This window comes from Shewanella sp. ENK2, assembly GCF_043568515.1.
GTDB classification, from domain to species: Bacteria; Pseudomonadota; Gammaproteobacteria; order Enterobacterales; family Shewanellaceae; genus Shewanella; species Shewanella japonica.
This window is the reverse complement of sequence record NZ_CP171406.1, coordinates 3068188-3094623: the sequence shown is the minus strand read 5'-3', so window position 1 is coordinate 3094623 and position 26436 is coordinate 3068188. Positions and strand designations below refer to the sequence as shown.

At 40.0% G+C, this 26436-nt stretch carries 22 protein-coding genes; 10 read left to right on the top strand and 12 right to left on the bottom strand.

The annotated features are described in order from the left end of the window. Positions 1 to 175 precede the first annotated feature (175 nt). From ACGEDC_RS13485 to ACGEDC_RS13455, 7 genes are all read right to left on the bottom strand, one after another. Positions 176 to 1852 (bottom strand): GGDEF domain-containing protein, encoded by a 1677-nt coding sequence (locus ACGEDC_RS13485; protein ID WP_394493852.1) that lies wholly within the window; start codon positions 1850 to 1852, stop codon positions 176 to 178. 117 nt (positions 1853 to 1969) lie between these two features. Beyond that, positions 1970 to 2242, bottom strand: coding sequence for a hypothetical protein (locus tag ACGEDC_RS13480; protein WP_394493850.1), 273 nt, complete (start codon positions 2240 to 2242; stop codon positions 1970 to 1972). Positions 2243 to 2326: 84 nt separating this feature from the next. Then, positions 2327 to 3127, bottom strand: coding sequence for an SAM-dependent methyltransferase (locus tag ACGEDC_RS13475; RefSeq protein WP_394493848.1), 801 nt, complete (start codon positions 3125 to 3127; stop codon positions 2327 to 2329). A gap of 103 nt (positions 3128 to 3230) precedes the next feature. After that, on the bottom strand, positions 3231 to 3737 hold the full coding sequence (locus ACGEDC_RS13470; RefSeq protein WP_394493846.1) for a GNAT family N-acetyltransferase: 507 nt from the start codon (positions 3735 to 3737) through the stop codon (positions 3231 to 3233). Between the two features lie 2 nt (positions 3738 to 3739). After that, a complete protein-coding gene (locus ACGEDC_RS13465) occupies positions 3740 to 5461 on the bottom strand; it encodes a pepsin-like aspartic protease (RefSeq protein ID WP_394493844.1) in 1722 nt (573 codons plus the stop codon). A 416-nt stretch (positions 5462 to 5877) separates the two neighbouring features. After that, on the bottom strand, positions 5878 to 6258 hold the full coding sequence (locus ACGEDC_RS13460) for a TetR/AcrR family transcriptional regulator (RefSeq protein WP_394493842.1): 381 nt from the start codon (positions 6256 to 6258) through the stop codon (positions 5878 to 5880). 173 nt (positions 6259 to 6431) lie between these two features. Continuing rightward, entirely contained in the window at positions 6432 to 7289 is an 858-nt protein-coding gene (locus tag ACGEDC_RS13455; protein WP_394493840.1) for a GGDEF domain-containing protein, read from the bottom strand. Positions 7290 to 7595: 306 nt separating this feature from the next. On the opposite strand from ACGEDC_RS13455, the gene ACGEDC_RS13450 reads away from it, so the two are divergent. The 6 genes from ACGEDC_RS13450 to ACGEDC_RS13425 all read left to right on the top strand — a co-directional run bounded on the left by ACGEDC_RS13450 (position 7596) and on the right by ACGEDC_RS13425 (position 17714). Further along, on the top strand, positions 7596 to 9251 hold the full coding sequence (locus ACGEDC_RS13450; RefSeq protein WP_394493838.1) for an amidohydrolase: 1656 nt from the start codon (positions 7596 to 7598) through the stop codon (positions 9249 to 9251). A gap of 293 nt (positions 9252 to 9544) precedes the next feature. Continuing rightward, positions 9545 to 10276 (top strand): oxidative stress defense protein, encoded by a 732-nt coding sequence (locus ACGEDC_RS13445; protein ID WP_394493836.1) that lies wholly within the window; start codon positions 9545 to 9547, stop codon positions 10274 to 10276. 189 nt (positions 10277 to 10465) lie between these two features. Then, positions 10466 to 11491, top strand: coding sequence for a dihydroorotate oxidase (locus ACGEDC_RS13440; protein ID WP_394493834.1), 1026 nt, complete (start codon positions 10466 to 10468; stop codon positions 11489 to 11491). 316 nt (positions 11492 to 11807) lie between these two features. Continuing rightward, positions 11808 to 13976 (top strand): cation:dicarboxylate symporter family transporter, encoded by a 2169-nt coding sequence (locus tag ACGEDC_RS13435; protein WP_282167298.1) that lies wholly within the window; start codon positions 11808 to 11810, stop codon positions 13974 to 13976. A 398-nt stretch (positions 13977 to 14374) separates the two neighbouring features. Beyond that, positions 14375 to 15532, top strand: coding sequence for an N-acetyl-alpha-D-glucosaminyl L-malate synthase BshA (bshA, locus tag ACGEDC_RS13430; protein WP_394493831.1), 1158 nt, complete (start codon positions 14375 to 14377; stop codon positions 15530 to 15532). Between the two features lie 103 nt (positions 15533 to 15635). Next, entirely contained in the window at positions 15636 to 17714 is a 2079-nt protein-coding gene (locus ACGEDC_RS13425) for a cation:dicarboxylate symporter family transporter (protein WP_394493829.1), read from the top strand. A 363-nt stretch (positions 17715 to 18077) separates the two neighbouring features. Here the strand turns inward: ACGEDC_RS13425 and ACGEDC_RS13420 are convergent, their stop codons facing one another. Genes ACGEDC_RS13420 through ACGEDC_RS13410 form a run of 3 tightly spaced genes read right to left on the bottom strand, consistent with a single transcriptional unit; the run spans position 18078 to position 21174 of the window. Further along, positions 18078 to 18539 (bottom strand): GtrA family protein, encoded by a 462-nt coding sequence (locus ACGEDC_RS13420; protein WP_394493827.1) that lies wholly within the window; start codon positions 18537 to 18539, stop codon positions 18078 to 18080. Further along, positions 18539 to 19924, bottom strand: a complete 1386-nt coding sequence (locus ACGEDC_RS13415) for an ArnT family glycosyltransferase (RefSeq protein WP_394493825.1) — start codon at positions 19922 to 19924, stop codon at positions 18539 to 18541. The genes ACGEDC_RS13420 and ACGEDC_RS13415 overlap by 1 nt, the downstream gene beginning before the upstream one ends. Positions 19925 to 19980: 56 nt before the next feature. Next, on the bottom strand, positions 19981 to 21174 hold the full coding sequence (locus ACGEDC_RS13410; protein ID WP_394493823.1) for a glycosyltransferase family 2 protein: 1194 nt from the start codon (positions 21172 to 21174) through the stop codon (positions 19981 to 19983). A gap of 127 nt (positions 21175 to 21301) precedes the next feature. Here ACGEDC_RS13410 and ACGEDC_RS13405 point away from each other — a divergent pair, with 127 nt between their 5' ends. Both ACGEDC_RS13405 and ACGEDC_RS13400 read left to right on the top strand, forming a co-directional pair. After that, positions 21302 to 21997, top strand: a complete 696-nt coding sequence (locus tag ACGEDC_RS13405; RefSeq protein ID WP_055025789.1) for a response regulator transcription factor — start codon at positions 21302 to 21304, stop codon at positions 21995 to 21997. An 8-nt stretch (positions 21998 to 22005) separates the two neighbouring features. Further along, complete coding sequence (locus ACGEDC_RS13400; RefSeq protein WP_394493820.1) at positions 22006 to 23334, top strand: histidine kinase dimerization/phospho-acceptor domain-containing protein; 1329 nt, start codon at positions 22006 to 22008, stop codon at positions 23332 to 23334. A gap of 115 nt (positions 23335 to 23449) precedes the next feature. On the opposite strand, the gene ACGEDC_RS13395 is transcribed toward ACGEDC_RS13400, so the two are convergent. Next, a complete protein-coding gene (locus ACGEDC_RS13395; protein ID WP_394498347.1) occupies positions 23450 to 24733 on the bottom strand; it encodes a metal-dependent hydrolase family protein in 1284 nt (427 codons plus the stop codon). Between the two features lie 375 nt (positions 24734 to 25108). Here ACGEDC_RS13395 and ACGEDC_RS13390 point away from each other — a divergent pair, with 375 nt between their 5' ends. After that, positions 25109 to 25411, top strand: a complete 303-nt coding sequence (locus ACGEDC_RS13390; RefSeq protein WP_055025791.1) for an NINE protein — start codon at positions 25109 to 25111, stop codon at positions 25409 to 25411. 16 nt (positions 25412 to 25427) lie between these two features. Then, positions 25428 to 25673, top strand: a complete 246-nt coding sequence (locus ACGEDC_RS13385) for an NINE protein (protein ID WP_055025792.1) — start codon at positions 25428 to 25430, stop codon at positions 25671 to 25673. 88 nt (positions 25674 to 25761) lie between these two features. Here ACGEDC_RS13385 and ACGEDC_RS13380 read toward each other — a convergent pair whose 3' ends face one another. Next, positions 25762 to 26337, bottom strand: a complete 576-nt coding sequence (locus ACGEDC_RS13380) for a hypothetical protein (protein ID WP_394493817.1) — start codon at positions 26335 to 26337, stop codon at positions 25762 to 25764. Between the last annotated feature and the right edge of the window lie 99 nt (positions 26338 to 26436).

Here is a 26436-nt window from a genome sequence, read left to right as displayed (position 1 = left end):
GAACGGGATTGTTAACCAAAAATAAAGCGATTGACGCTTTTCAACGTAATCGCTTTATCTATATACAATTATGATTGTTTAATGAGTCAATATTTAAGGGGCATTGTTTAAGAATCAGCGCCCAAGAATAATTGATTAAGAATCAGTGCCCAAGAGTAATAGCTTAGCCGTTAAATTAAATCACCACCGGTTCAGCATCGTTTTTGGCTACGACATCGGCATAATTGCATACTTGGTTACGGCCAGTATCTTTAGCAAGATACATAGCATTATCGGCATGGCCAGTTAACGCTTCAAGGCTGTAACCTGACTGGTGACTATCTGTTACCCCAAAGCTTGCAGTTATCGGGAATGTTTTACCACTTGGCGTGCTATCAATAGCAGCAATCGCTCTACGATAATCTTCTGCAATTTTCATCGCCGTATTGGCATCACAACGAGACAAGATAATACAAAACTCTTCACCACCTAAGCGGGCAAAGATATCATTCTTACGGCCAATGCTTTTACAAGTGCTAGCAACGGTTTTTAATACCCAATCGCCACAAGCATGGCCATAATTATCATTAATAGTTTTAAATTTATCTAAATCAAACAAGATACAGCTAATGTCATCTTGGTTAGTTTGACAAGCTACTATCGCATCTTGCGCAGCGGAGGTGAAATGACCACGGTTATAAATTTGAGTCAAAGAGTCGTACTCGGCTAAATGTCTCAGGCGTTTCTGATTTCGATTAGAACGAATAGCCGCAATAGCAAGCAAACTGATGACCATGATTAATAACGCCATAAACAAGCGGTTATTTTCGGTTTCACTGTCAGCTAGACGCTGGCTAGCTTTTAATAATTTATTTTGTTTATTCAGCAGTTCAATTTGGACTTTTTGCTCAACCGCTTTGTGCTGCGCCAACTGGAAGGCGAGATATTTGGTTTTTAGATCATCAAAGTAAGACTTTTCTGCTTCTGCAAATTTGATGTAGAAAAGTAGCGCTGTTTCAAAATCTTTTTCAAGAACAGCAACTTGATATAATACTTCATAAGCTATCATTGAGGGCTCAGAATTTAAAATACCACCGCTGATTGATACGCTTTCATTACCATAAAACTTAGCAGAATCAACTTCCCCAACAGCAAGGTAGCTCTTTGAAAGTAATGAGTAAAATTGAGAAAGTATAGGAATGTAATTTGATTTTTTAACTTCCGCTATATTTTCTAAAATGAGGTCAATTGCCTTTTGATTCATTCCTTCCTGTAAATGAAGTTTCGCAATAAAAGTATTAGTTAAATTAAACCAAACAATTTCATTATTAATTAAACATAAATTAAGAGCATTTTTGATTTCTTCAGAGTTTATATTTAAAGTTTTCAAATGGAACTTAGATTCAATAATTTGTTGTTTTACTATGCAAGAATTTCTGCCATCAATTTCTAAGAGGTTAAGTTGATTAGCATACTTCAATGCCAACTCATATTGACCTAATTGGTTATAGAAAATTGCGGCAGCAGATATACCTAACTGGCTTATTTCAGGATTAGTTATTAAATGCAGATTCTTCAAGTTATTTTCTAAATATGTTAAACCTTCACTCCACTGTTTAGTGTATGCAAAGATATTAATCAAAGATAAATTTGCTCTAAACTTAAGCTCTGTAGATAAGCTTGTTTCACTAATTTTTTCCCATATAGCTTGGGCTTGATAAAAGTCACCGTTATAGCCATATTGATAAGCCAATAGATATTGATAATAATCATTTTGTTCAATTGTTAAACTAGATTCATTTGTTTTTATTTTGTCTAAAAACTGATTAAATTGCTGAGGATGTTGACTTCTAATATTATCTGCTTCACTCAATAAATAATCGACATCTGAGTTTTTAAGCTCGAAATCAGCATTACCCGCTAATGAGTAATTGATTGATAAGTATATTAAAATAATCGTCGACAGCAACTTAATCATTGGCTTCACTTCTTAAGCTATTTCTTCATTATACGATTTGCTTTCAGACGGTGATTCTGTTTCACCTTCTTCTTCTCCTTCGTCTTCATCAGCAGGTAATAAACCACAAACTAACTCAGCACTTATGTTCAATTGTTTCGTTAATGAAGTTACATCTCTCTTTAAAAGCGAACTTTTCAACTCAGGAGTTAAATCAGCTTTGTTTATTGCTTCATTAAACTCATCTGCCGTGGATAAATTTGCATCTTGCCCTAAACATTCTAATAAATCGATTACACTTGACATTATATCTCCTTGAAATTTTAAGTTGCCGATAAATAGGCATTTTTTATAATGCAGCATAAGTTATTATGCTAATACACTATTTGATTACGCGATATCTTGCTGCGCTAAATCTTGTTCAATTTCAGCCAAACGTGCTACAAGCTTTTCATTTGGCTGCATTTTTTTACTCGGCGGGATCACAAGAGTTGTGTGCATATGAATCTCAGCTGTGACCAACTCTGCAAGAGGCAAAGTTTCAATGCGAATGTTATCTATGGGAAGTACCGCAGCCTCATATAAAATAACTTGATGATCCATTGGGTAAACTTCACCGAGCAACTCGATTAACACTTGTCGATGGGCAGCCCCCGTTGAAAACTTAGCCAATGACCTATCTCCGGCTAAGCCTATTTGCCATAAAATCAAATAACAAGAAGGGTCATATTGGCGTTTATAAAACATAAATTGGCTTGTCTCAAATTGCTGACAACCAAAACGACCAGGATCGATTCCTAAGTCTGCAATTAAACAATCTTCAGCAGAAATACCCGGGATCATCTTTGCAGGAAATCCTTCAGCTTTTGCCATTGCAATTGACTTATGCGGAGCTTGCGCAAACACTCCTGGATGGCCATAAAAAGCACCTACTACTTTTTTACCTGCTCTGACTTCAGTCATCATCGCATCAACCATTTCGTTATAGGTTATTTGCCGCGACTTACCCTCTTGGTAATACTCTTGCAAACTACGAACATTTGAGTGCATTTCTTGCACCCACAACTCAGTAACGCCATGGGAAGCAGCAGAAAATACGACATCCGCATTTTCAATGTAACTTTTACTAATAGGGCAAATATGCGCCCCTAGTGTCATACCTAAACCCACACAAGTTAAACTACCCGTCATCAACTTACTCTTATTTTTTGAATGAAAAACATCAAATTAACTGTAAGATAACAGTTATCAACTTGTAATGAAATTGCTTCGCAAAATGTTCAATTTATATCTATCATTCCGATTCTATTTTAAAACTTACTTTACTTTCAGTTTCATCAAACTGGTGGAAGCCTGCTTTAGTTACAACTCGCTTACTAGCTCTATTCCTGACTGAGGAATAAGCATATATAGAACTCAAACCGAGTTGGGTGAAACCATAGTTAACCATTCCAACTAATGCTTCTTCCGGATAAAATCTGCCTTGAGCTTTTCGAGCAAGAATCAAGCCTGCTTCAGCTTTACCTTTGTCTTCATAATGAAATGACAAATTTTGAATCCCACAAGTTTCTCTCGAAGATTTGTCGTTAATCACCCAAAGTAACTGCTTGATAGGGATTTCAGTATTTAACTTAATTGCAGTTTTAAAAGATGAGTTCGCTTTTTCTTCCGAAAAAGGCTCCCCAATATGACGCATAATTTTGGGGTCTGTATATAAACTCACAAAAAAATCTCTATCACCTTCTTCAAGTAACCTAATAATTAACCTATCGGTCTCAAAACTATGCTTTTTATCTTCCATAATTAGGTTTCACTCTGCTCAGCAAATCGAATTACGCCCGTTTCATGGGCTGAACGATCAAAAACCACGTAATAGTCATTGAGTAATGGTAACCCTAATAAACATTGATTAGGCCAACGTGGTAACTGACTTAAAATTTTAAAACATGCTTTACCAGGCCTTGGTGAGTTCAACTGCCAGTAATGCTCAGGCTTACAACTGATGGTTATCGCTTTATCAATCACTTCATTTTCTTTATCAGGACATTCGTTGGTGATTTCGCCATCAAAAGTAAAATTCAGTGTAGGCCAATGGCTTAAATCATCTGGGTGCTGGCCTGTCATGTCACGGCCTTTAAATAGCTCAGTCATATCAATCCCCTCTTCTTGCAAGCGGATATCTTTAAACGGGGTGACTAACTCCACAAACTCTTCTGATACATTGCTAAAGCCTTTCAACATAGCTTCATACAATAAGTTGGTGAGCAAAATCCCTGAAACGCCAGTATCAATAATGGCGTTACTTTTATGGGAAGCAATGTATTTATCTTGCAATGCTGGGGCGGCTACAGGCTCTTGGTCGCCGACACTCATGGAATATAATTTGACGTTGTAATAGCGATTATGAACGACATCAATGGTTTTAAATTTACCTTGGTACAGCTCGGTGTGCTCTTTGCCACCGCCCAATATCAACCAGCCTTTGTTAAGTGGATCTGCTGCGATTTGCTCTTGGGTATAATCATCTTTGGCAATATGAATACTTGAGCGTTTTGAATGAAAAGCAAAACGATTATCCGTTAAGCCATTATTTTTCAAACGGGTAAAATAAGGTATGACGGTCTGCTGAGGCTGCTTTTTAAGAAACTTCCTAAAGCGTTTTAAATCTTCGCCACTAAAGCGTTCTTGCTCGTCAGATTCATCACAGCTCTTCGTTTCATGCTCACTATGTGCTGGGCACACAGAATTTGGCTCTGAAAATGGCCATGGAAATGTCGATGCTGGATTGATTTTATGCTCTTCAATATAGGCTGTTAAATCGTAGCTCTTGTTCAAGCCATAATAAGCCAGACCCAATATTCCATCGGCATCAGCAAAGGTTTTTTGATGTTCTAATGAGGGTACAATTGCTACCGGACAGCCTTCTAAATCAAGCGGCTGATGAGCGAGATTAAGATGCGGCACATGGGTTGAAGTATTTTTATCTAATGAATCTTGCGCTAACAAGTCATGTTTTAACCCATCTTGGCTGACACTCACCTTAGTATGCACTAAAGGTCCATCCCAGCCACCAGCGCCATAAATGACCTGCTGTGCAAAGGTACTAGATTCTAAGTAATCATCTTGATGTGGTTGATACACCTGCTTTTTAACTACTAAAGTACTACTACCGGTATCAACGATTAGATTTGCAGGACTACCTTTACTACCGAGGCGCATTTGCACGCAGTAACCACCTTTGGCAAACACGTTAACTAGGGGTAACTTTACGGTTCTAGGCTGTATTGATTGGGCGGTGAATTTGGCTGTAGATGTTTTTTCAGAGCAATAATCATCAAGATTTTCAGGATTAGCTTGATCATCTAAATGTTGCTGCATTTGATTATGATGATGGCAATGGCCTAGAAGGTGTTGATGGTGATCATCATCAGAGGCTTGTTGTGCAGCTTGTTGGTTTATTGCTTGTTCTAGTGCAACTGTCGCTTCATCTAAAGTCTCAGTATCGTTGTGATCTTGCTTGCTCATGCAGGTGTTGCTTCCTTGCTATTGATACTATTCAATATGCTATCGCTTGTATTTTACTGGTTTTCAGTAATTTACAGAGATTATCTAAAAAGAGCCTTTTTGACTCCTTGAACCGTTACTTTAAATTAACATGATGACCTTTGTCACTCATTAGATGGTTATTAGGTTATTTTTAATACACTTAGCTCATTAAGAGTTGTCATCAAATATGAACATAATGACACCTTAACCGATGAGAAAAGCGAGTCTAAGGCTATATAGGGCTGATGTATTAAAGCTTGGCTGAGGTGGGAGTAGGAATAGGCAAACAGTTAATGTTGTACAAACCTAAAGGTCCTTTACAACATTAACGTTATGAATCAATTGATGAAGTGAAAGTTTAAGCGATATTGGCTTTAATTTGAGTTCTTTCTAATTCAATGAACTCGAAACCACGCTTTAAAAGAGGAATTCATTTTTTCTGGAAGCCCATGGATAAGCGCGAGCAGCTCTGCAAAAACGTGATCTAATGCTAAGCGATCTTTGTCTTTTAAATGATTAAAAATAAGCGGGCGAAGCACCATACTAAATGTGCCAATTAAATCAGAAAATCGTTGCTCTTGAATCGCTTTAATATTGACTTGAACTTCTTCGATACAAAGCGCTGCAAGGATTTCATTTTTATCTCTAAAATTTTGATAACAACATGCGCGAGATAACCCACATGCTCTAGGTACATCAGACATAGAAAAATTGATTAATCCATGTTCTAGAATAAGGTCTTTTGCTGCATTTAATAAACGTTGCTCTGTTGTCATGATACCCCCATATCATTAATTTTGGCCACATTGTATAACACCTGAGTTAACACTTGTATAGCAAATGTACGCAGTCACTCAAAAAATACAATGTGAGGGCAATAAAAGCGGTAATTTAAGTAGGTTACGGCATGATATACGATTAGCTACTTCTGTCACAAACATAACAAAGGCTAAAAGCGACGGCCATGGGGATCTGCGGTAAAACTCGCATATTGAGAGGATTGTAAATCGGTCTGATAATAATGATGGGCAATGTCATGCTCTTTAGCATGATACATCGCATTATCTGCGGTTTTCATGAGCGTTTTTCTATCTTGAGCATTGTCGGGGTATTTTGAAATACCGATACTGACGCCAACCACTATCATATGACCAGAACAAGGAATATCGACCAATAGTGCTTGCTCTATTTCTTTGGCAACGACAGTGATATTTTGCGCTTCAATATCAGGTACGATAAGGGCAAACTGGTCGCCACCAATGCGGGCTATAACGCCATCACTAGGGACGGTTTGGTTTATCCTGTCTGCTATCACTTCTAGCACTTTATCACCTTCGACATGGCCAAATGTGTTATTGATCATTTTGAAGTTATCAATATCTAACATCATGCAATAAAACGAGTCTGGCTTTCGTGCAATGGCACTATCGAGTTGCTGATAAAACTGCTGCCGATTAGGGAGCCCAGTTAATATATCATGGCTCGCTTGATGGGCTTTTTGCTGCAAAATGTCATCCAAATTCTCAATAGTCTGCTTGCTTAAATTGGTCACTAAAAACACAAACCATCCACCAGCTAAAAAAATACCTGCCACAATCACTTCAATAAAATTAACGCGGTCTTGATGCTGCAGCAATAAAGATAAATAACTGAAATAACCAATCACAAATAGCACAATCATCATCAGTAAAGCCAACCAACCTTTACTACTAAATTGCGAGTAAGCACAGATATCGTAAGCGGGTCGTAAAGACAGTGCTAGACCAACAAGCCCAAGTAATACCATTGTAAGCGCAAAAAAATCCATGTGGACTCCTGTGGGTATCAGTGCTGTTTGTTTTATGCTTAGCCGTTTTGACTGAATACAAAGCTAAGTGCCAGACAGTAAAGTGGAAAAATCGAAAAAAGTGCCATTAATCCTCCATATTTAGTGTAGCAGTTATCCATTAACTTGCGGCTGTCAGCGACTTTTTCGCCTTTAAATCAGCTAATTCGTGTTTCACCTAAAAAGCAGTTAACATTATGTCAACATCAATCAGGAAGATGTTGATTTACCTTCTACCCATTTTGAGTATCAAACAATAAATAATAACAACACGGATCGATTAATAACATGATTAATATCAGCAAAAAGATTGTTATTACTTGTTTGTGCTTTTGCAGCTTTTCGCTGTTTGCACAAAGTCAGTTAATAAGTAATATCCACGGCTATACCATTAAAGATGGACAACTTGTTCAATTTAAAGCGCTACAATTTAACGGCGACACCATTGAAGAAGTGTATACCGAACATGACATTTTACCTTACAGCACCCAAGCTAATATTGTTCGAATAGACGGTAAAGGCCAAACACTACTACCTGGTTTAATTGATGCGCATGGGCATGTATTGAGCTATGGGTTAAGTTTAATGCGTGCCCAACTTCGTACTAGCCAATCAGAAAATGATGCGGTGAATATGGTCAAAGCATTTCGTCAACAACACAGCAATATGCAGTGGATTCAAGGCAGAGGCTGGAATCAAGTCTTATGGCCAAGTAACACCTTCCCTACTGCAGCATCGTTAGATAAAGCCTTTCCTGACACACCAGTATGGCTTGTACGAGTCGATGGACATGCTGGATGGGCCAACTCGGCAGCCATGCAAATTGCTGGGGTAGATGCCAAGACAATAAGCCCTGAAGGGGGAGAGATTTTACGCCACAGTGATGGACGCCCTACAGGGGTGTTTGTTGATAATGCCATGAGCTTAATCACCAACAATATTCCAAGCTTGTCAGTTGATGAGCAACAAACTGTATTACTTACGGCACTTAATGCGTTAGCTGCAATGGGGTTAACTAGCGTGCATGATGCAGGCGTTGGCTCCGACACAATCAAGGCATACCAAACACTAGAAAACTTTAATAAGTTACCTATCCGCGTGAATGCGATGATTGATGCCGAAGATCCGAATTTTGCTCAGTTAATGACGGCAGGCCCCATCGCTGCTGGTTCAGATAAGCTGCAAATCAATAGCGTTAAAATTTCAGCCGATGGCGCATTAGGTAGCCGAGGTGCAGCGTTAATTGAAGATTACAGCGACTTAAAAGGTCATAAAGGGTTACTGCTGTATTCTAATGACGCCTTAATCGATACTATCGAAATTGCAATGAAATCTGGGTTTCAGGTCAATACTCATGCCATTGGCGATCTTGCTAATCACATTGTATTAAATGAATACCAGCGCCTCATAGCAACAACTCAGTCACGTCATTTACGTCACCGCATTGAGCATGCTCAGGTACTGCAGCTAAGTGATATTCCTCGATTTGCAGAACTTAATGTGATTGCATCGATGCAAGCAACCCATGCCACCAGCGACAAAAACATGGCTGTCGATAGAATTGGTAACACCCGTATTCAAGGAGCTTATGCTTGGCGAAAGTTGATGACTTCGGGTGCGATTATTGCAGCAGGTTCTGACTTTCCTATTGAGTCACCAAATCCATTTTATGGTTTACATGCATCGGTCACCAGACAAGATCATCAAAACCAGCCGTTTAATGGATGGTATCGAAAGGAAAAAATGAACCTAACAGAAGCCTTAGCCAGTTTTACTTCTGATGCAGCCTATGCGGCGCATCAAGAATCAATGATTGGTGAGCTACGCCCTGGAATGAAGGCTGACTTTATTTTGATTGAGGATGATATTTTTACCACCCCATATGAAGATATGTGGAAAGTCACAGTCAACGAAACTTGGGTCAATGGCAAGCGAGTTCATTAATTAATCAATCAAGATTAAACATACTAACAAGAGCCCTTCAGCTGGTTTAAGCATTGTAGGGCTTTTTTAGTAAGCCCATAAAATCTTCGTAGCCAGTATTTGGTTAACCATTAGGTATGTTAACTAGCGCCGTATTAAATAAGTGCTTTAGACAAGTGCATTAAACAAGGAAGAATAAGTAACAGAAAATAAGAAAAATAAGAAAAATAAAAGAAAAATAACCCTTTTCCAATTTGTTCTCGTTTATAGCAATAACACCGATTGATTTTTCTGTTTTATTGTTGGAGAACACCATGACTTATTCTGTTAAAAAACCTTTATTCAATACTCAAATTTTTGCCTCAGCATTATGTGCAGCCTTATTATTTGGTATCGGTAGCCAATCAGCTATAGCAGCAAATTATGATTTCCCTCACCTTGAAACTGTCGGCATAAGCCAAGTTCAGGTAGCGCCAGACATGGCTGAAATCTCTGTGCAAGTGAGCCTTACTAAAACAACAGCGAAAGAGGCAAAATCGGCGGTTGATGAAGCCGTGGTTAAATTTATTGCTCGCTTAAAAGAAGCTGGCGTAAGCACCGATGATATACAAAGCGCTAATTTACAAATCCAGCCGCAATATCATTATCCTTCAAAGCAGCCTAGAGAGTTAACCGGATATCATGCAAGCCGTCAGTTAACAGTGACAGTAATGAAGCTTAACCAGCTCAACGACATTCTCGACTCTGCACTAGAAGAAGGCATAAACCGTGTACAAAATATTGCCCTTAAATCATCGGATGAAACCAAAGCAATTGAACAAGCGAGACAAGCTGCAATTAACGATGCTAAACAAAAAGCCCAATCCTTGGCACAGGGTTTTGACCGTAAGCTAGATGGTGTTTGGGAGATCCGTTACTTAACTCAACACCCTGTACAACCTGTAATGATGCGAATGTCTGCTGTGCAAAGTGACACAATGGAAAGCTATCAATATGGGGAGGTTAATGTGGAAGAACGTGTGGAAGTGGTTTATCGCTTAAAATAATACTAGCCAGTTCACTGTAATATTAAAAAGCGATCATCTTAAGCATGATCGCTTTTTGTCTGCTCAGCTTAACACTATTGACAATTTAACCATTATTTTGCTGTTTTCTTGTTTCTAATCAATATCCCCATTGTTTTGCTCCATAAACTATGGCGCAATTTGTCGGAGATTAATTTCACAGCTAGCTAGATGCGCCTTACACCGCAACAATGCAGCCTACAGTTATTTCCTCAAATCGGTCGTCATGTTTATCCATACTCATTTAGTCAAGAGGACGCATTAATGAAAATCGATTTATCCACTCACGTTGCAGGCGTTAAACTAGAAAGTTATTTGATGAATGCCTCTGGCCCTAAATGCACCACTTGGGAAGAATTACACACCATAGCGCAATCTCATTCATCGGCTGTGGTCACCAAATCTTGTACCATCGCCCCTAGAGAGGGCAACCCAGAGCCTCGTTACCAAGACTTGCCACTTGGCTCAATTCAGTCAATGGGTTTACCAAACTTAGGCTATAAAGCTTATCTAGAAATGATCCCAGCACTGAAAGCCTTAGGAAAACCTGTGATTGTAAGCGTATCGGGTTTTAGCGTTGAAGATAACATCGAAATGGTGACGGCTTTTCAGCAAAGTGATGTTGATTTAATTGAAGTGAACTTTTCTTGCCCTAATATCCCGGGAAAAGCACAAGTTGCCTATGACTTTGAACAAACAGATAAGGCATTAGCAGCGATTACCGCATTAGGAAATAAGCCTATAGGGATTAAGTTAGCTCCTTATTTTGATATGTCCCACTTTGTCGCCGCCGCAAATGTTATTAAAAAATACCCCGTTAAATTTATTACCTGCATCAACTCAATCGGTAACACTTTAATCATTGATCCTTATACAGAGCAGCCAATAATCAAACCTAAAGGCGGATTCGGCGGCTTATGCGGTGACTATATCAAACCTGTTGGTCTTGCAAATGTGAGAGCTTTTCGAGAACTGCTTGATGACAATGTGCAAATCATTGGCGTAGGCGGCATAAAAACGGGGATTGATGCGTTTGAATACTTATTAGCTGGTGCTGATGCGGTGCAAATAGCCACTTGTTTTGAAAAAGAAGGCGAGACCTGTTTTGAACGAATTGAAACAGAGCTTGCTGAGTTTATGAAGTCGAAAAACTACCAATGCATTGCAGATGCGAAAGGAAAATTAAAACCGCTTTAGTTGGTCGTATTAGACTTAAACGTGCATTTTTTGCAATAGCCAGTTCGCCTTTGTTCTGGCTATTGCTTGTTAACATATCCCCAATCAACCCGCCTTTTAATTAGCAATTGCTAACTTAAAGTTCACGATAATTTTATTCCATAAAACCTGACTATTCGATAATAACACTGTTAATATTGATAAAAATTAACAGTTTCACCACTTAACAATTAATGGTTAGCAAACTTTTAGCAACCTCATCAAAAGTGGCTGAAAGATCATACAGAGTCATAGCACTCAATCGCCGCAGGCATAATCGAATAAATGGATATTAATTGTGTTTAAAAAATTACTTGCGATGACCAGTTCTACCCAAATGCTGGTCGCTATGTTTGTGGGTTTTGCTGTAGGGATTTTCTTTGGTGAATCTGTTGGCTGGTTAAGCACCATTGGCAATGGCGTTATTTTGTTAATGCAAATGACCGTCTTACCTTACATTGTTGTCTCACTTATCGGCGGTATAGGTAAGCTCCAAAAAAGCACGGCCATTCTTATTTTTAGTCGAGCAGGCTTAATTATGCTGCTGCTTTGGCTCGTCGGAATCGTGCTTACCGCTTTAATGCCACTGTCATTTCCCTTTATTGAATCGGCCTCCTTTTTTAGTACCAGTATTGTTGAACCTGTCGAGCCAATTAACTACTTCAAACTCTATATTCCTTCAAACCCATTCGAATCAATGGCTGCAGGCTATGTACCAGCAATGGTGGTGTTCAGTATTGCAATGGGACTGGCGCTTATCGGTATGGAAGGCGACAACAAGACCCAAGTGTTGTCATTCATGCATACCATTACAGAAACCTTTTCTCGTATTACTCAAGGTTTAGTCAAAGTTTTACCTATTGGTATTTTTGCTATGTCAGCGGCAGCAGCAGGCACGATGGGGGTTGATGAATTTGCCAGTATGCAGGTGTACTTAATCAGTTATTTTGTACTGTGTTTATTGCTCACGTTTGTCATTTTACCTTGGATTGTGTGCTCATTAACGCCTATTACTTACGCCCAAACAGTGCGCATAACAAAAGCCAGCTTAGTCACAGCATTTGCCACAGGTAACATCTTTATTGTGATCCCTGTGATCATTGAAGAATGTAAGCAAATCATGCGTGAGCATAATAACCTAAGCGAAGATGGGTTAACTCTAATTGAAATCCTCGTACCTATCGCCTTCACCTTCCCCAATATTGGCAAACTGACCGTCATTTTATTTGTTTATTTTGCAGGCTGGTTTAATGGAACGCCTGTTGAAGTGAGTGCAATGCCGTCATTATCTATTAGTGGCTTATTGTCTTTATTTGGCAGTGTTTATGTGGCAATTCCGTTTATGCTTGAGTTGGTTCATTTACCTTCAGACCTATTCCAACTGTTTGTGATGTCTGGGTTTATAACCGGTAAATTTAACTCTATCGCTGCGGTAATGAATCTATTTGCCTTAACCTTGCTCACCGTTTGCTTATTCCAAGGCTGTCTTAAACTGCGTCCCCCTCAATTAATTAAAATGTCCGCGGGTTTATTGATTAGCACTGTCGTGACGATATTGATATGTCGAGTCGGCATGGGCTTATTTATTCATAGTCCTGAAATTACCAGCGGTGTGATTGCCAATATGCAAGTGGCTGATAAGGTTCCTACAAAAGTTAAACGACAGTTTCCTGAAGTCGGAAAAACCCCCTCGCAACCAATCGCTGGCGTACAAGACATTATTAAACGTGGCGTACTTCGAGTTGGTTACATTCCAAGCAATGTGCCATTCAGTTATTACAATAACGCAGGCCAATTAGTCGGCTTTGACTCTGCTATGGCAACGAAGCTGGCTGAAGATTTAAATGTCGAAGTAGAGTTTATTCCTTTTCGTAAAAAGACCTTATCAGCCTCGCTAGATGCAGGCTTTTTTGATGTTGCTATGTCGGGACTCGCAATGGATATTAAGCAAATGGACAGCTTGAGCTATAGCGATCCAGTACTTGAGCTAAACGTTGCGATTGCCACCAAAGACCATAGAGTTAATAGCTTTAAAACTAATCAATCGATTTTAGAAATGGAAAATACCACCATTGCTTACGTCGAACATGATGACAAAATTAAAGAAGCAAAGCGGGTGTTACCGCACTTAACCTTTGTAAAAATTGATGGCTACAAAGACTTCTTTAGACAGAAAGGCGATAAGTATGATGCGGTGGTCATTAGTGCTGAAGCGGGGTCGGCTTGGACATTGTTCTTCCCTGGCTACGGTATCGCTATTTTAGAAGGTAAAAATCGATACCCAGTTGCTTATGCTGTTGCTCAAACTAATCAATCATTATTGAATTACATCAATAACTGGCAAAAGCTTCGCAAAGTCGATGGTCACCAACAGGAGTTTTATGATTACTGGATGCTAGGTAAAGGCGCCACGACACCGCAGCCTCGATGGTCAATCATTCGTGATGTACTGCATTGGGTTGATTAACCCGTTTAGTCCCTCAAAGCTGGTAATTTAACACTATTTAGTTTGAATATTATTTAGTTTGAATATTATTTAGTTTGAATAATATGCCTCAATCCCAAAAAACATAAAGCCTAACAAATCTGCTTGTTAGGCTTTATGTTTATATTCACTTCATTTTGTCACTAGGTTTACGGCAATTAAGCCTACCTAAAACTGTCATATTCACCGACTACAGTATAACGCTATGGTGATTGCAATAAATTGTGAATTTATTGCCTTCTATCAGGTGACAATCAATAGATTGAAAACGATTAAAAATATTGCAAACCTTGTAAAGTTAACCTAAAAATAACTGTAGCATTTTTGTTAAACACCTCGTTGATATTTAGCGCTCCAATTAGTAAAGATACTAGTGAAGAATGATGAATAAGTTACGTATAGGTATTGTCTGTCACCCCAGTATTGGCGGTTCAGGCTTGGTTGCCACCCAATTGGGATTAGGTTTGGCAAAATTTGGCCATGAAGTGCATATCATTGCACACAAGCGCCCGTTTAAATTACCTGAAGACATAGAGAATGTTGTCTTTCATTGTGTAGATGAAGTGAACTATCCCTTATTTGAAGGCCCGCTGCACACCTATTCGTTAACGGCAAAAATTGTTGAAGTTGCGGAAGAATACCAGTTAGATATTGTGCATGCTCACTATGCTATTCCACACTCACTTTGCGCCCATTTAGCCAGTAATATTGCTCGTTATCCCTTCCCAATTGTCACTACAATTCATGGCACGGATGTCACCATCGTTGGCCAAGACGATGCGATTAAGCGCTTAAATACATTTAGCATGAATCAAAGTGCCTTATTAACGACAGTTTCTGAATTTCAGCGTCAATACATGCTGCAAGAGTTCGATATTCAGCAACCGATTAACGTAGTGCATAACTTTATTGATGCAGACGATTTCACCCCAGCACTTCAAGATGAAACGTTAAGAGCGACGTTAGCTCAAGATGACGAAAAAATCTTAATGCATGTCTCCAATTTTAGACCCCTTAAAAACACATCAACAGTCGTCGATGCCTTTAGCCAACTAACCTGCAGTGAGTCTGTAAGGTTAGTATTAGTGGGCGATGGCCCTGATATTGGAAAGATTAAACAGCAATGCCAGCAATTAAACATACTCGACCGTGTCACTTTTACCGGTTCAGTTAATAAGGTTGAACGTTATATTGCCAATGCTGACTGCCTTATCCAACCTAGCTTTAGGGAATCATTCTGCATGGTGATTTTAGAAGCCATGTCGTGTGCGGTTCCGACGGTTAGCAGTAATGTTGATGGTATTCCCGAAGTCGTTGATGAAGGCGTAACGGGTTACTCATTTCCCCCTGAAAATTCAACTAGTATGGCAGCTGCAATTAGCCATATTCTCTCGGATAGTTCAATACAGCAACGACTCGGTCAAGCTGGGCGTGAGCGAGCCATAACGCACTTTAATTGCGACAATAAAATCAAACAATACGTTGACTGTTACCGCCAGACCTTAGCTAGATTTAGCCGCTCAGCTGTCGCAAGTTAAGCGATTTAACGCTTGTTATTGCTATAGCAGTAATGCTGGCATGTTAACTCATGTCAGCAACGTCCATGAAAGTCGACAAAAACAATAAGTAAAAGGGAATCATATGGCTAATGCCAGCACGCAAACGGACACCGAACAACAAAATCAATCAGCACCGGTTAAGAAAGATAAAAAAATCAGTATGTCGAGTTGGGTATTACTGTCATTTGCAGGCGGTATTATTACAGGATTGTTTTTCGGTGAAATGCTGGCGTGGATGTCGGTCATAGGCGATGCGTTTATCAAGTTATTACAGATGACCATCATTCCTTACATTATCGTATCGTTAATCTCTAGTTTAGGCAGTTTAACCTTAGAACAAGCCAAGTCATTAGGTGTAAAAGTCGGTAAATTGATGCTAGTGATATGGCTCTTCGGTCTGTTAAGTATGTACTTGATCAAGTACACCTTCCCTGAATGGCAAGCGGGTGAATTTTTTAGTTTAACGGCATTACAAGATCCTAATTCGGTCAACCTTTTGGATTTATATATCCCTTCTAACCCGTTTTTCTCACTGTCTAATAGTTATATTCCTGCAATTGTACTTTTTTGTGTTGCCACGGGGATTGCGCTGATATCCATTGATAATAAAGAGTCATTAATGCGCCCATTGCAGTTACTTGGCGCCTCCTTTAATAAGGTCACACAAAGTATTGTCATGCTGATGCCAATTGGTATTTTTGCCATGACAGCGGCGACAGCTGGCACGATGGATTTTGATGAGTTTCAAAAATTACAGGTTTATTTTATCGCTCATGTGGTGATGACAATATTGCTCACATACTGGGTTTTACCCGCCATCATTATGGTGATCACACCATTCTCCTATCGTGACATTACTGGTATCGCGAAAGATGCCATGATTACAGCATTTGCAGCCGGTAATATTTTTATAATCTTGCCATTGCTTATTCAACGCACCAAGGAGCTATTCCACAAATACAAGATTGGTAATGCGCAAACCGATGATTACGCCAATATTATTATTCCTGTGGTGTTTAGCTTTCCTAATTTGGGCAAGTTGTTAACCATCGTTTTTGTGTTATTTGCCGCTTGGTTTTCAGGCAAAGAGCTCGATTTTATTAGTTATTTTCCGATGTCTGTTAATGGCTTAATCAGTTTATTTGGCAGCGTGTATTTAACCATTCCTATGCTATTGGATTCGTTAGAGCTGTCTTCGGATTTATTCCAGCTGTATATGGTGTCGAGTTTATTCACTAGCCGTTTTACCTCATTACTCGCTGCAATGAATATCTTTATTTTAGCGATTGGCGGTACAGCGATGCTGGCTGGTATCGCAAAAGTCAGCATGAAAAAACTGATAATGTGCAGCGCCCTGACACCGATTGTTTTTGGCATCACTTTACTGGGAACCAGCTGGCTGCTTAATAGTATTGTTGATACTGAATACAATATGGATGAAGTGGTAGCACAAATGAGCTCTGCTGCAGAAGTACCTGAAGATGTGACAACCTTTAATTGGTCAGAAGAATTAGTTGTTAATGGCCCCCGCTCTGTGGAACAAATTAAGCAAAGCGGGACGTTAAGAGTCGGATATAATCCTGTTCAAGTCCCCTTTTCATTTTTTAATGCCGAGCATGAACTTGTCGGGTTTGATATCGAATTGATGAAAAAACTGGCTGCTGAACTTGATTTACAAATCGCATTTATCCCTTACTCAAGCGAAAATGCCTTAGAGTCAATCAACAGTGGCTTGTTTGATATCACAGTCTCAGGCTTGCAAATGACCACGACTCGAATCGGTTTAGTCGACTTCACTAACCCAGTGCTCGATCTTCACTATTCGTTTGTTGTTAAAGATTACCGTGCTGATGAATTTAAAACTGATGAACTTATACATCAAGCCGATAAAATCAGAGTTGCGTCTGTAGGAGAATATTCAATTATCCCTTACCTAAAAGAGAAGTTCGATAACATTGAATTTACTTCAATCGACTCTGACAAACTCTTTTTGAAGATGATGGCAAAACCTGGGACGGACTGCTTATTAGCCTTGAAGCGGGTCAAACTTGGACCATTTTATACCCTGAATACACGACCCTATATAACCGTGAAGAAATTAAATCTTTCCCAGCATCCTACGCTGTTGCAAAAGGGAATACCTCATTGCACACCTTTTTAAATAGCTGGTTGGCAATTCAGCAATCATCCGGTTATGTAGACACACTTTATAGTTACTGGATTTTAGGAGAAAACGCCCAGCCTAAGCAGCCAAGATGGTCAGTCATAAAGGATGTATTACATTGGGTCGACTAGTGCGGAAAATAGCGAGTTAAACATAAAGCCTTACTGTAATAGTTAAGGCTTTATATTTTATTCAAGAGTCAAGATACTCACGAGCAACGGTACTTACGAGCTACGTTATTTACGAGCTACGTTATTTACGAGCAACAATACTCACGAGCGATGAGTGACGTAATACTGCCAAAGCGCGGTATTTAAGATCACTTGAACCAGATAAAGCCGATATTGAATATAAATCATATTAGTCTCCATCGGGTTGTGAACGATATGTCAGATAATTAGCCCCTAACCCATTAACAATCAGTCCAATCAGGACCCCAAATGCAACACTAAATACCTCAAAACTAATCGAAGTTGGTAACCAAGTTCTGATGAGACTAAAACTCAGTAAATTAGCCATTCCTGCGACTATCGCTACTGCAACCACCCATTTCATTTGTGCACAGGTTTGTAGCTGCTTGCGGTGGCTAAATGTCACGCATCTATGCCCCCACCAAGTTAGCCCTAATCCAATACTAAATCCGGCAAACCTCGCCAATAAAACAGGCCATTTAGCTAAATGTAATAGGCTTAAAAAGAGCATTAAGTCGACTAAAAAACTCCCACCACCTACCAGTAAAAAGCAGCTCATGGTTTTAAGTTTTTGCCGATTAAACACAGGCATAGCTTGGGCTGGTTGGGATAACATCGGTGTGTGCGGCATTAGCTTTCACCACACAACATTAGCACTTTTTTCTTTGTTTCGACTTCTAACTTACAGGTGGCAAAACTATCGTATTTTGTCAGTTGTGTTTGAGTCACAACAATGTAATAAGGAGTATTTTGCAGACGAATTAGCTGATCTTCATCATTGACCACCACCGCTTTACCCTCACTGTAATAACGAGACGAAAATGGTTGCTGTAGCCAGTAATACACTGGTAAGTCATATAAACGTTGTTCTAACAACCACTTATCACTTTTTTCTTTACTGACACCAGTATTAAGTACCCCAACGACAACCATAAGCAATAAGGGAATAGAAGTTGCTATGGTCACAAACCGTCTAATCACATCACCTTTCCAAGCATAAGCAATAAGTAATGCCAACGCTGGCGCTGCGGGTAACACATAAGCAGGTAGAATGTTTCCCGCTAAAGTGAATAACACCATAGGCGATATCATCCAGCAGATCAGAAATTTAGTGAAAGAATCAAACCCTTTATTTTGCTGGCTAACCTCAGTATTTACCCCACTGTTATTTTGATATAATCGATAGAGTCCACGTGGCAAGAAAAATGACCAAGGTAAACACGCTACGGCAAAATACATCCAAATCGTACCACGTGCTTCATCATGGGCAGTGCCGTATAAATCGCCTTTCCAGCCGCTATCAACAAACCTTGACCAATGCTCGCCAACAATAAAGTATTGAATAAAGCCAGGGGTAGCCTGCTCGGCCATCACGTACCAAGGTAACACTAAGCTCAGCATCAAAGTCAGGCCCGATAACAAGGGGACTTTTTGCCATAACTCGCGCCACATGTTGATAGGGCCTACAGCCCAAAGCATCCACAAAGAAACACCGATGCCAAATATCGCAATCACAACAGGGCCCTTGGCCATTAGGCCTATGGCCAATCCAGCGAAGCCTGCGTATCCCCAAAAATACTCACCTTGCCATGCTAAATAAAAACCAATAAACGCTAACGTTAACCCGAGTAATAAGCCCATATCCGTCATAACTGTGCCTAAGCACACATAAAAAACGGTTGTGGTCGCATAGATGATGGCAACGGTTAAACCATTGATTGAAAATCGTTTCGCAAATTTAACCACCAAGGCAAGGCTCAGCACACCGACAATGAAATGCGGTAAACGTAAAAAGAACTCATTATTGGCGAACAGCTCAATAAAGCTGGCACTCATCCAATTTTGCAAAGGCGGTTTTCCCCAAAATGGAACACCATAATCAAATTGAGGTGTGAGCCAATTTCCTGTTTCTGCCATAAGCCTTGCCATTTCACCATAGCGAGCCTCTGTCGTATCCATTAACGGGTATAAGGCTAATGATACTAATCGCACTAATAACCCCCCATTAAAAGCCATAATAAGTTCGTTCCCAATGGGTTAGATTTATGTGAGGGTGATTGCAGCGCATTCATTTAGACATTTCCACCATAGTTGTAGGTTTGCTTGTAACTTGTTGGTTGTACAAAAAATGCTTGTTGCAAATGGCTCCCTTGCAGAACACTCGCTTGCAAATCACCGTTACTGAATTGATTTACATGGTTTATAGAAATCGACTTAGCACGCTTTAGCGCTTGCTTGCTATGAGTCGTTGCTTTGGTCATTGACGTGAGCGGCTTTTTAAAACTCACAACCGTATTAGGAATACTTTGTTGGTGATATACCTCTTCTACAATAAATACTGGCCGCTGCTTCACCTCCATAAACACCCGTCCCAGATACTCGCCAATTAAACCAATCGCCAGTAATTGAATTCCCGCTAAAAATAATTGCACCACCATCATTGATGCATATCCCGCGACAGCTTCACCAAATACCAAGGTTTTCAATACCACCCACACACCATAAATCAACGAACTTAAACCAATGGTGACACCAAACCAGGTGGCTAAACGAAGGGGCTTAAAACTAAACGAGGTAATTCCATCCATCGCTAAACCAATCAGCTTGCCGTAATTCCATTTGGTTTCCCCTACACTGCGAGGATCTCGATCAAACTCAATCGTAGTTTGGGTAAATCCTGGCCAGCTTAAAATGCCTTTCATAAAGCGATTACGTTCTGGCATTGCATTAATATGATCAACCACCTGACGACTTAGCAACCTAAAATCGCCAACATTTTCAGGCACAGGAGAGTCTGACATCACATTCATTAATCGATAAAAACAACCTGCTGAAAAGCGCTTAAACCAGGTTTCGCCCAACCGTTTTTTTCGGCGCATATTCACCACTTCATAGCCTTCACGCCAAGTGGCTAACATCTGTGGAATAAGCTCTGGTGGGTCTTGCAAATCTGCATCAAGCAAAATAACCGCAAGGCCTCTTGCTTGAGCAAGGCCCGCAGAAAGCGCAGCCTCTTTACCAAAGTTTCTGCTGAGTTTAATGCATTGATGCTCGCCATGACTCATGCGTAATTGCTGTAATAGCGCCCAAGTGTTGTCGGTACTTCCATCATCAATAAACACTAACTCGCAATGCTCGGGCATGGTTGAGAGCACTCGGTCAAGGCGCTGCATCAACACATCAAGGCTTTGCGCCTCATTAAACATTGGGATAATGATCGATAAGCAGACTTCGGATTGCTGGCTGGCTGAGGATTGATGACGCATGGACTATTCCTGTGAATCAAAATATGCCAACATCTTGAATGATAGCGAGTGTAAGAAATGTCATTGACATTTCTTCGACAAAAAATGACTGATAATAAGCCTCCATTTCGAAGGCAACGAGCAACAAATGAAACTACTTATCATTGAAGACAACCACGATGTGGCGGGGATCTTAGGCGATTTCTTTGAAGCTCAAGATGCTGAAATTGACTTTGCAACGAATGGTGAGCTTGGGCTATCTCTGGCTCTCGCTGACGATTTTGACGCTATTATTTTAGATTTAATGCTGCCTAAAATGGATGGACTCACTCTGTGTAAAGCCCTGCGAGAACAAGGGTGCTCTACACCAGTACTGATGCTAACAGCCTTAGACAATAAAGCGGATTTAATGACCGGATTTGACAGTGGTGCTGACGACTACTTAGGTAAACCCTTTGATTTAGATGAGCTGGATGTTCGAATCAAGGCGTTGATTAAACGCCACCGTGGAAATGTAGCTCAAGCTAAGCTGCGCTTTGGCGATCTTGAAGTCGACACCGCACGTCACCAAGTCACACGCCAAGGTATGATATTGCCACTCACTCCCACCACCTATCAAATACTGCGTTTGCTCATTAAGAATGCACCAAATGTTGTCACAAGGGAGCAACTTATCGACGAGCTTTGGGGCCAACACCCACCAGGAAAAGATATTTTGCGCAGTCATGTATATCAGCTTCGTAATCAACTCGATAAGCCGTTTGGTCAACCTATGCTAGTGACAGTCCCCAAAGTCGGTCTACGCCTCGACCAAGGTTCTACTGATACGAATTTAACCGAGTGAATACAACTATGCTAAATCAACCCAAAGTAAGTCGTACCAGCACAAGTAATACCACTGCGCGATCTTTTGTTGGTAGGCTAAGCGTCTACTTTGCATTCATTGGTGTTTTGGCTGCTGGGATCATTTATGTCACGATGATTTTCATACTGCAATGGGTTGAGGATGAAGTAAGCTTAAATAACCTCAGAGAAAGCGCCCCGTATGTGGTAAAGCAATTTCAATCAGGTACCCCAGAACCTTTGGTATTGCCGCCTAATATTACCGCCTTTTACAGTACCAATTTTATTCCGAAAAAGTATGGTCAGCTTCAAAACTATCCACTTGGCTTTAATGGTGAAATTAATGATGATTCTCATGAGCTGTTTTTGCATCGAGATGAGTTTTTACTGGATGGAGAAGTCGTTCAGTTATACCTGACTATGCCAGCTGACAATGTTGAACTTTCTAACGCCCAATGGAAAAGTATTAGTACCTTCTCATTGCTATTCACATTAGGGCTATTAATTTTACTTGGCTATGCGCTGATCAAATTATCAAAACGCTTAATTGAACCCATCAATGACTTAAGCAAACAGCTCGCAAAGCAACCTTTGCCAACCACATTTAGCGTCAATACGAGTGCAGCCAAAGAGTTTGGTATTCTAACCGATAGCTTAAATAGTTATCGTCAGCAAAATGAAACCTTAATCAAACAAGAACAAGCCTTTGCCAGGTATGCCAGTCATGAGTTACGTACCCCATTGAGTATCGTTGTTGGCGCGGCTAAATTGCTTTCTAAAAAGCCCGATGCTGATTTTCAGTTGCGCCAGCAAGAGCGCATTACTCGTGCAGCCCAAGACATGCAAAATACAGTAGACGCCTTATTGAATATTGTTAAGCAGGAAAAGTCTGACAATAGTAATCCACCACGTCAATTGACTGAAAAAGAGCTCAACCAAGCCATTGAAACAGCAGTGAACTTAGCTAAAAAACAGCATATTGAAGTGACGGTTAACTGGCAAGGTAACCCATATGTGCAGCCCAATACAGCCGTGATTAAAATGTTACTTAGTAATTTGCTGAATAACGCAATTAATGCTCGCGGTGATAACTTGCCTGACGATGAAACGAGCTGGATTAAGATTACCATTTTAGACAATCAAATAGTGGTAGAAGATAACGGACAGGGTTTATCTAATATTGAGAAAGGTCAGCAACAAAGCGATATGTCAGGCCACGGTTTAGGTTTAGTGATTATTGATACTTTATGCCATCGATATAACTGGCAATTTACCCTAAAATCAAACCACCCAAGAGGCTGCATTGCGACCTTATCTTTACCTGCTCTAAGCCTTTAATCTAAGCCATTAAGCTAAGCCATTAAGCTAAGCCAAAACATAAACAACAGCTCAGAATAAAAATGGCTAACTCTCATTACAGCGTTAGCCATTCGTTTATCTGTATCAACGGGGGTTAGCGTTTATGAATGACTCCAGACTTCATCACAAAAGGTACATCCAGTAAGGCGTCTATTTGCTCTACTGGACTGGTGTTAAGTGCAATAATATCTGCTTGTTTACCAGGCTCTAACGTGCCTATATCATCTGACATCCCCAAAAGGTCAGCCGCATTAATCGTGGCTGAAATAAGAATATCTTGATTAGACATGCCAGCTTGATGCATCAGTATGGCTTCTTTGGCATTCTGGCCATGCTTTGATACGCCACTATCAGTACCAAAAGCGATATTAACACCCGCTTTGTAAGCATTTCCGAAGTTGTTTTGCATGTCATTGCCCACACGAATAGCTTTGGCTTTAATTGCTTCCGACATAAAGTTACCGCTGGAGTTAGCCATTTGTACGACCGTATCACCAGCTAATAAAGTGGGAACCAAATATGCACCAGACTTCTTAAACAGCTTAATTGATTCTTTATTGGCGTAACTGCCGTGTTCAATACTGTCTACACCAGCACGTAGAGCAGCATTAATCCCTTCTGCAGCATGGGCGTGGCTGGCAACCTTTCTTCCCAGTGCATGAGCCGCATCGATGACTTCTTTTAATTCATCATTTGCCATCTGCTGACCTGTACCTGTATTGGTATCGGAAAGAACGCCGCCAGTAGAGGTGATTTTAATGACATCTGCACCATATTTAATTGCCCGACGAGTTGCTCGGCGACAATCAAATGGGCCATCACAAATGGTTTTAGATGTCAGCATATCCAACAGATCAGGACTTTTACCATCTACATCACCATGGCCGCCAGTCACCGAAACACCACCAGAAGCAATAATACGAGGTCCTGCTAACCATCCTTTATTAATGGCATCTCTAAGCGCATAAATCTGTTCAGGTTTTGCACCTAAATCTCGTACGGTGGTAAATCCAGCCATCAAGGTTTTATTAGCAAAATAAGCACTTCTCATCGCCACGTCGGCATCAGACATCCTTAAAGATTCACTGTCATTTTTGGGTCCCAGTTCACCTTGAAGATGCACATGCATATCCATCAAGCCAGCCATTACAAATTGCTGTTTTAAATCGACATACTCAATCGTGTCAGCTGCTGTTAATTCATTGTCGTTTATTTGTATAAAGCCTTTTTCGACGGTAGAGATTTTGCCATCTTTAACCACAACCGAATGTGCTTTCAGTGTGGATTTACCAGCTACAGTTAATAGTTCACCGGCATGAATCACTTTGTAGTCGGCAGCAAAAGCTGCTGAAGACATCCCTATGGTCAATAGCAACATAGTTGCCTTGCTAGTCGCTTTTTTATAACCCTTAAGCGTTGATTTCAAGCTCGTTAAAATAGAAGCGTTACGCGTTGTTTGAGGCATATTAATCCCTGAATGTGTTTCATTGTCCTAAGCTATTAACATGCCTAACTTAAGGGCGCTTTACAATCTTGCTTAACAACTTTTATTTACCATCAAGCTCCGCAACAAGCTATAACCTCAAACTAACCCAGCACTAACGCATCGACCAAACCTTACTCAATTGCAAACCAAGTTAACCCAATTCGCTAGATCTCGAGCACATTACATAGGTAAATTTAACATTTGTATTTGATTAACCTAAGCCTTTGCTATATAAAAGATTTAAGATTTTCATCAGGGAGGTTGAAAGTGACTGAATCTGTCAAATCTGACAAAAATTATGCGACTGCAGTTATTTTATCGGGAATTTTCGGGATTTTTGGAGTTCACCATTTCTATTGTGGCCGAGTTTTGCATGGTTTTTTTGATTTAACACTAGCCATTGTTGGCATTACGTTATTGCAGTTTGAAGACGTTACGCTCACCCTGATCGGTGCAGGTCTTATTTTTATTGATGTCATTCATACAGTCGTAGTGACATTTATGCTTCTAGTTGGAAGCTACAGAGACGGACAAGGTAAGTTAATCACCTATCCGGGACAAAAATTATAACTAAGGGATTTTAATTATGTCAGAAGTACAAACAGCTGAAACACCAGTAGAACTAAGTGAGAAAGGTTTTGTACCTACTCTTCTTTTGTGTTTTTTCCTAGGCTCTCTAGGTGTGCACCGTTTTTACACAGGTAAAATTGGTACTGGGATCTTAATGCTGTTAACCCTTGGCGGTTTAGGTATTTGGACGTTAATCGACTTCATTATTATTGCAGTTGGTAACTTTAAAGACTCACAAGGTCGTGCGATTAAAGCAAGCTAATCTTGTTTTATCCGTAAAGACTCAAAAGCCACGTTAATTAACGTGGCTTTTTTATGAGCGAAACGATATTGAAACTCGCATTTAAGCGTTAGAACATATAATCAATGCCCAAATAAACTTGTTCAGCATCATTTACCGACAGAGATGACACATTGTCCCCTGACGAAGTAAAGTTATGCATCAAATACCTAAAACCCACCTCTGATGTAAACTGATCACTCAGCTCAAAGACAACACCAGTTTGTCCGCCAAAAACATAGCTACTACGAGTATCAAAATAGCTTTGTTCACTATCTGTGTATTGGGTCTCTTGACTACTTAACCCTGCAGAAGCCCCAACAAATAAACTAACCAGTCCGGCATTATCAAAGGGAAATAACCAATCATAGGAAACTAAAACCCCTTGATGATGACTTAAATCATCAGAACTAAATGAGTAAGTGCCGTATAGCCGACTCGCTTGGTCAAAGGCGACTCCGTTTCGTAACTGGTAGTTAATCCCACCTAATTGGATATCATTTACATTAGACGGCAAGGCTGAAAATGTTGACAACTCTGCATAATGATAACCGACAACCCCACCAATAATCTTATCAGCACCATAAGAAAATTGCGGGAATAAAGACAATATAACCAGACTTTTAATGAGCTTTTTTGCCGCCATACGCCCTCCCATTTCAGTGATACCTTAATTAATCATCACTTATTATTGGTAATGGGAACGCAAGCTAGATCAAACTTTGTAAGCTTGTTTTTAAAATAG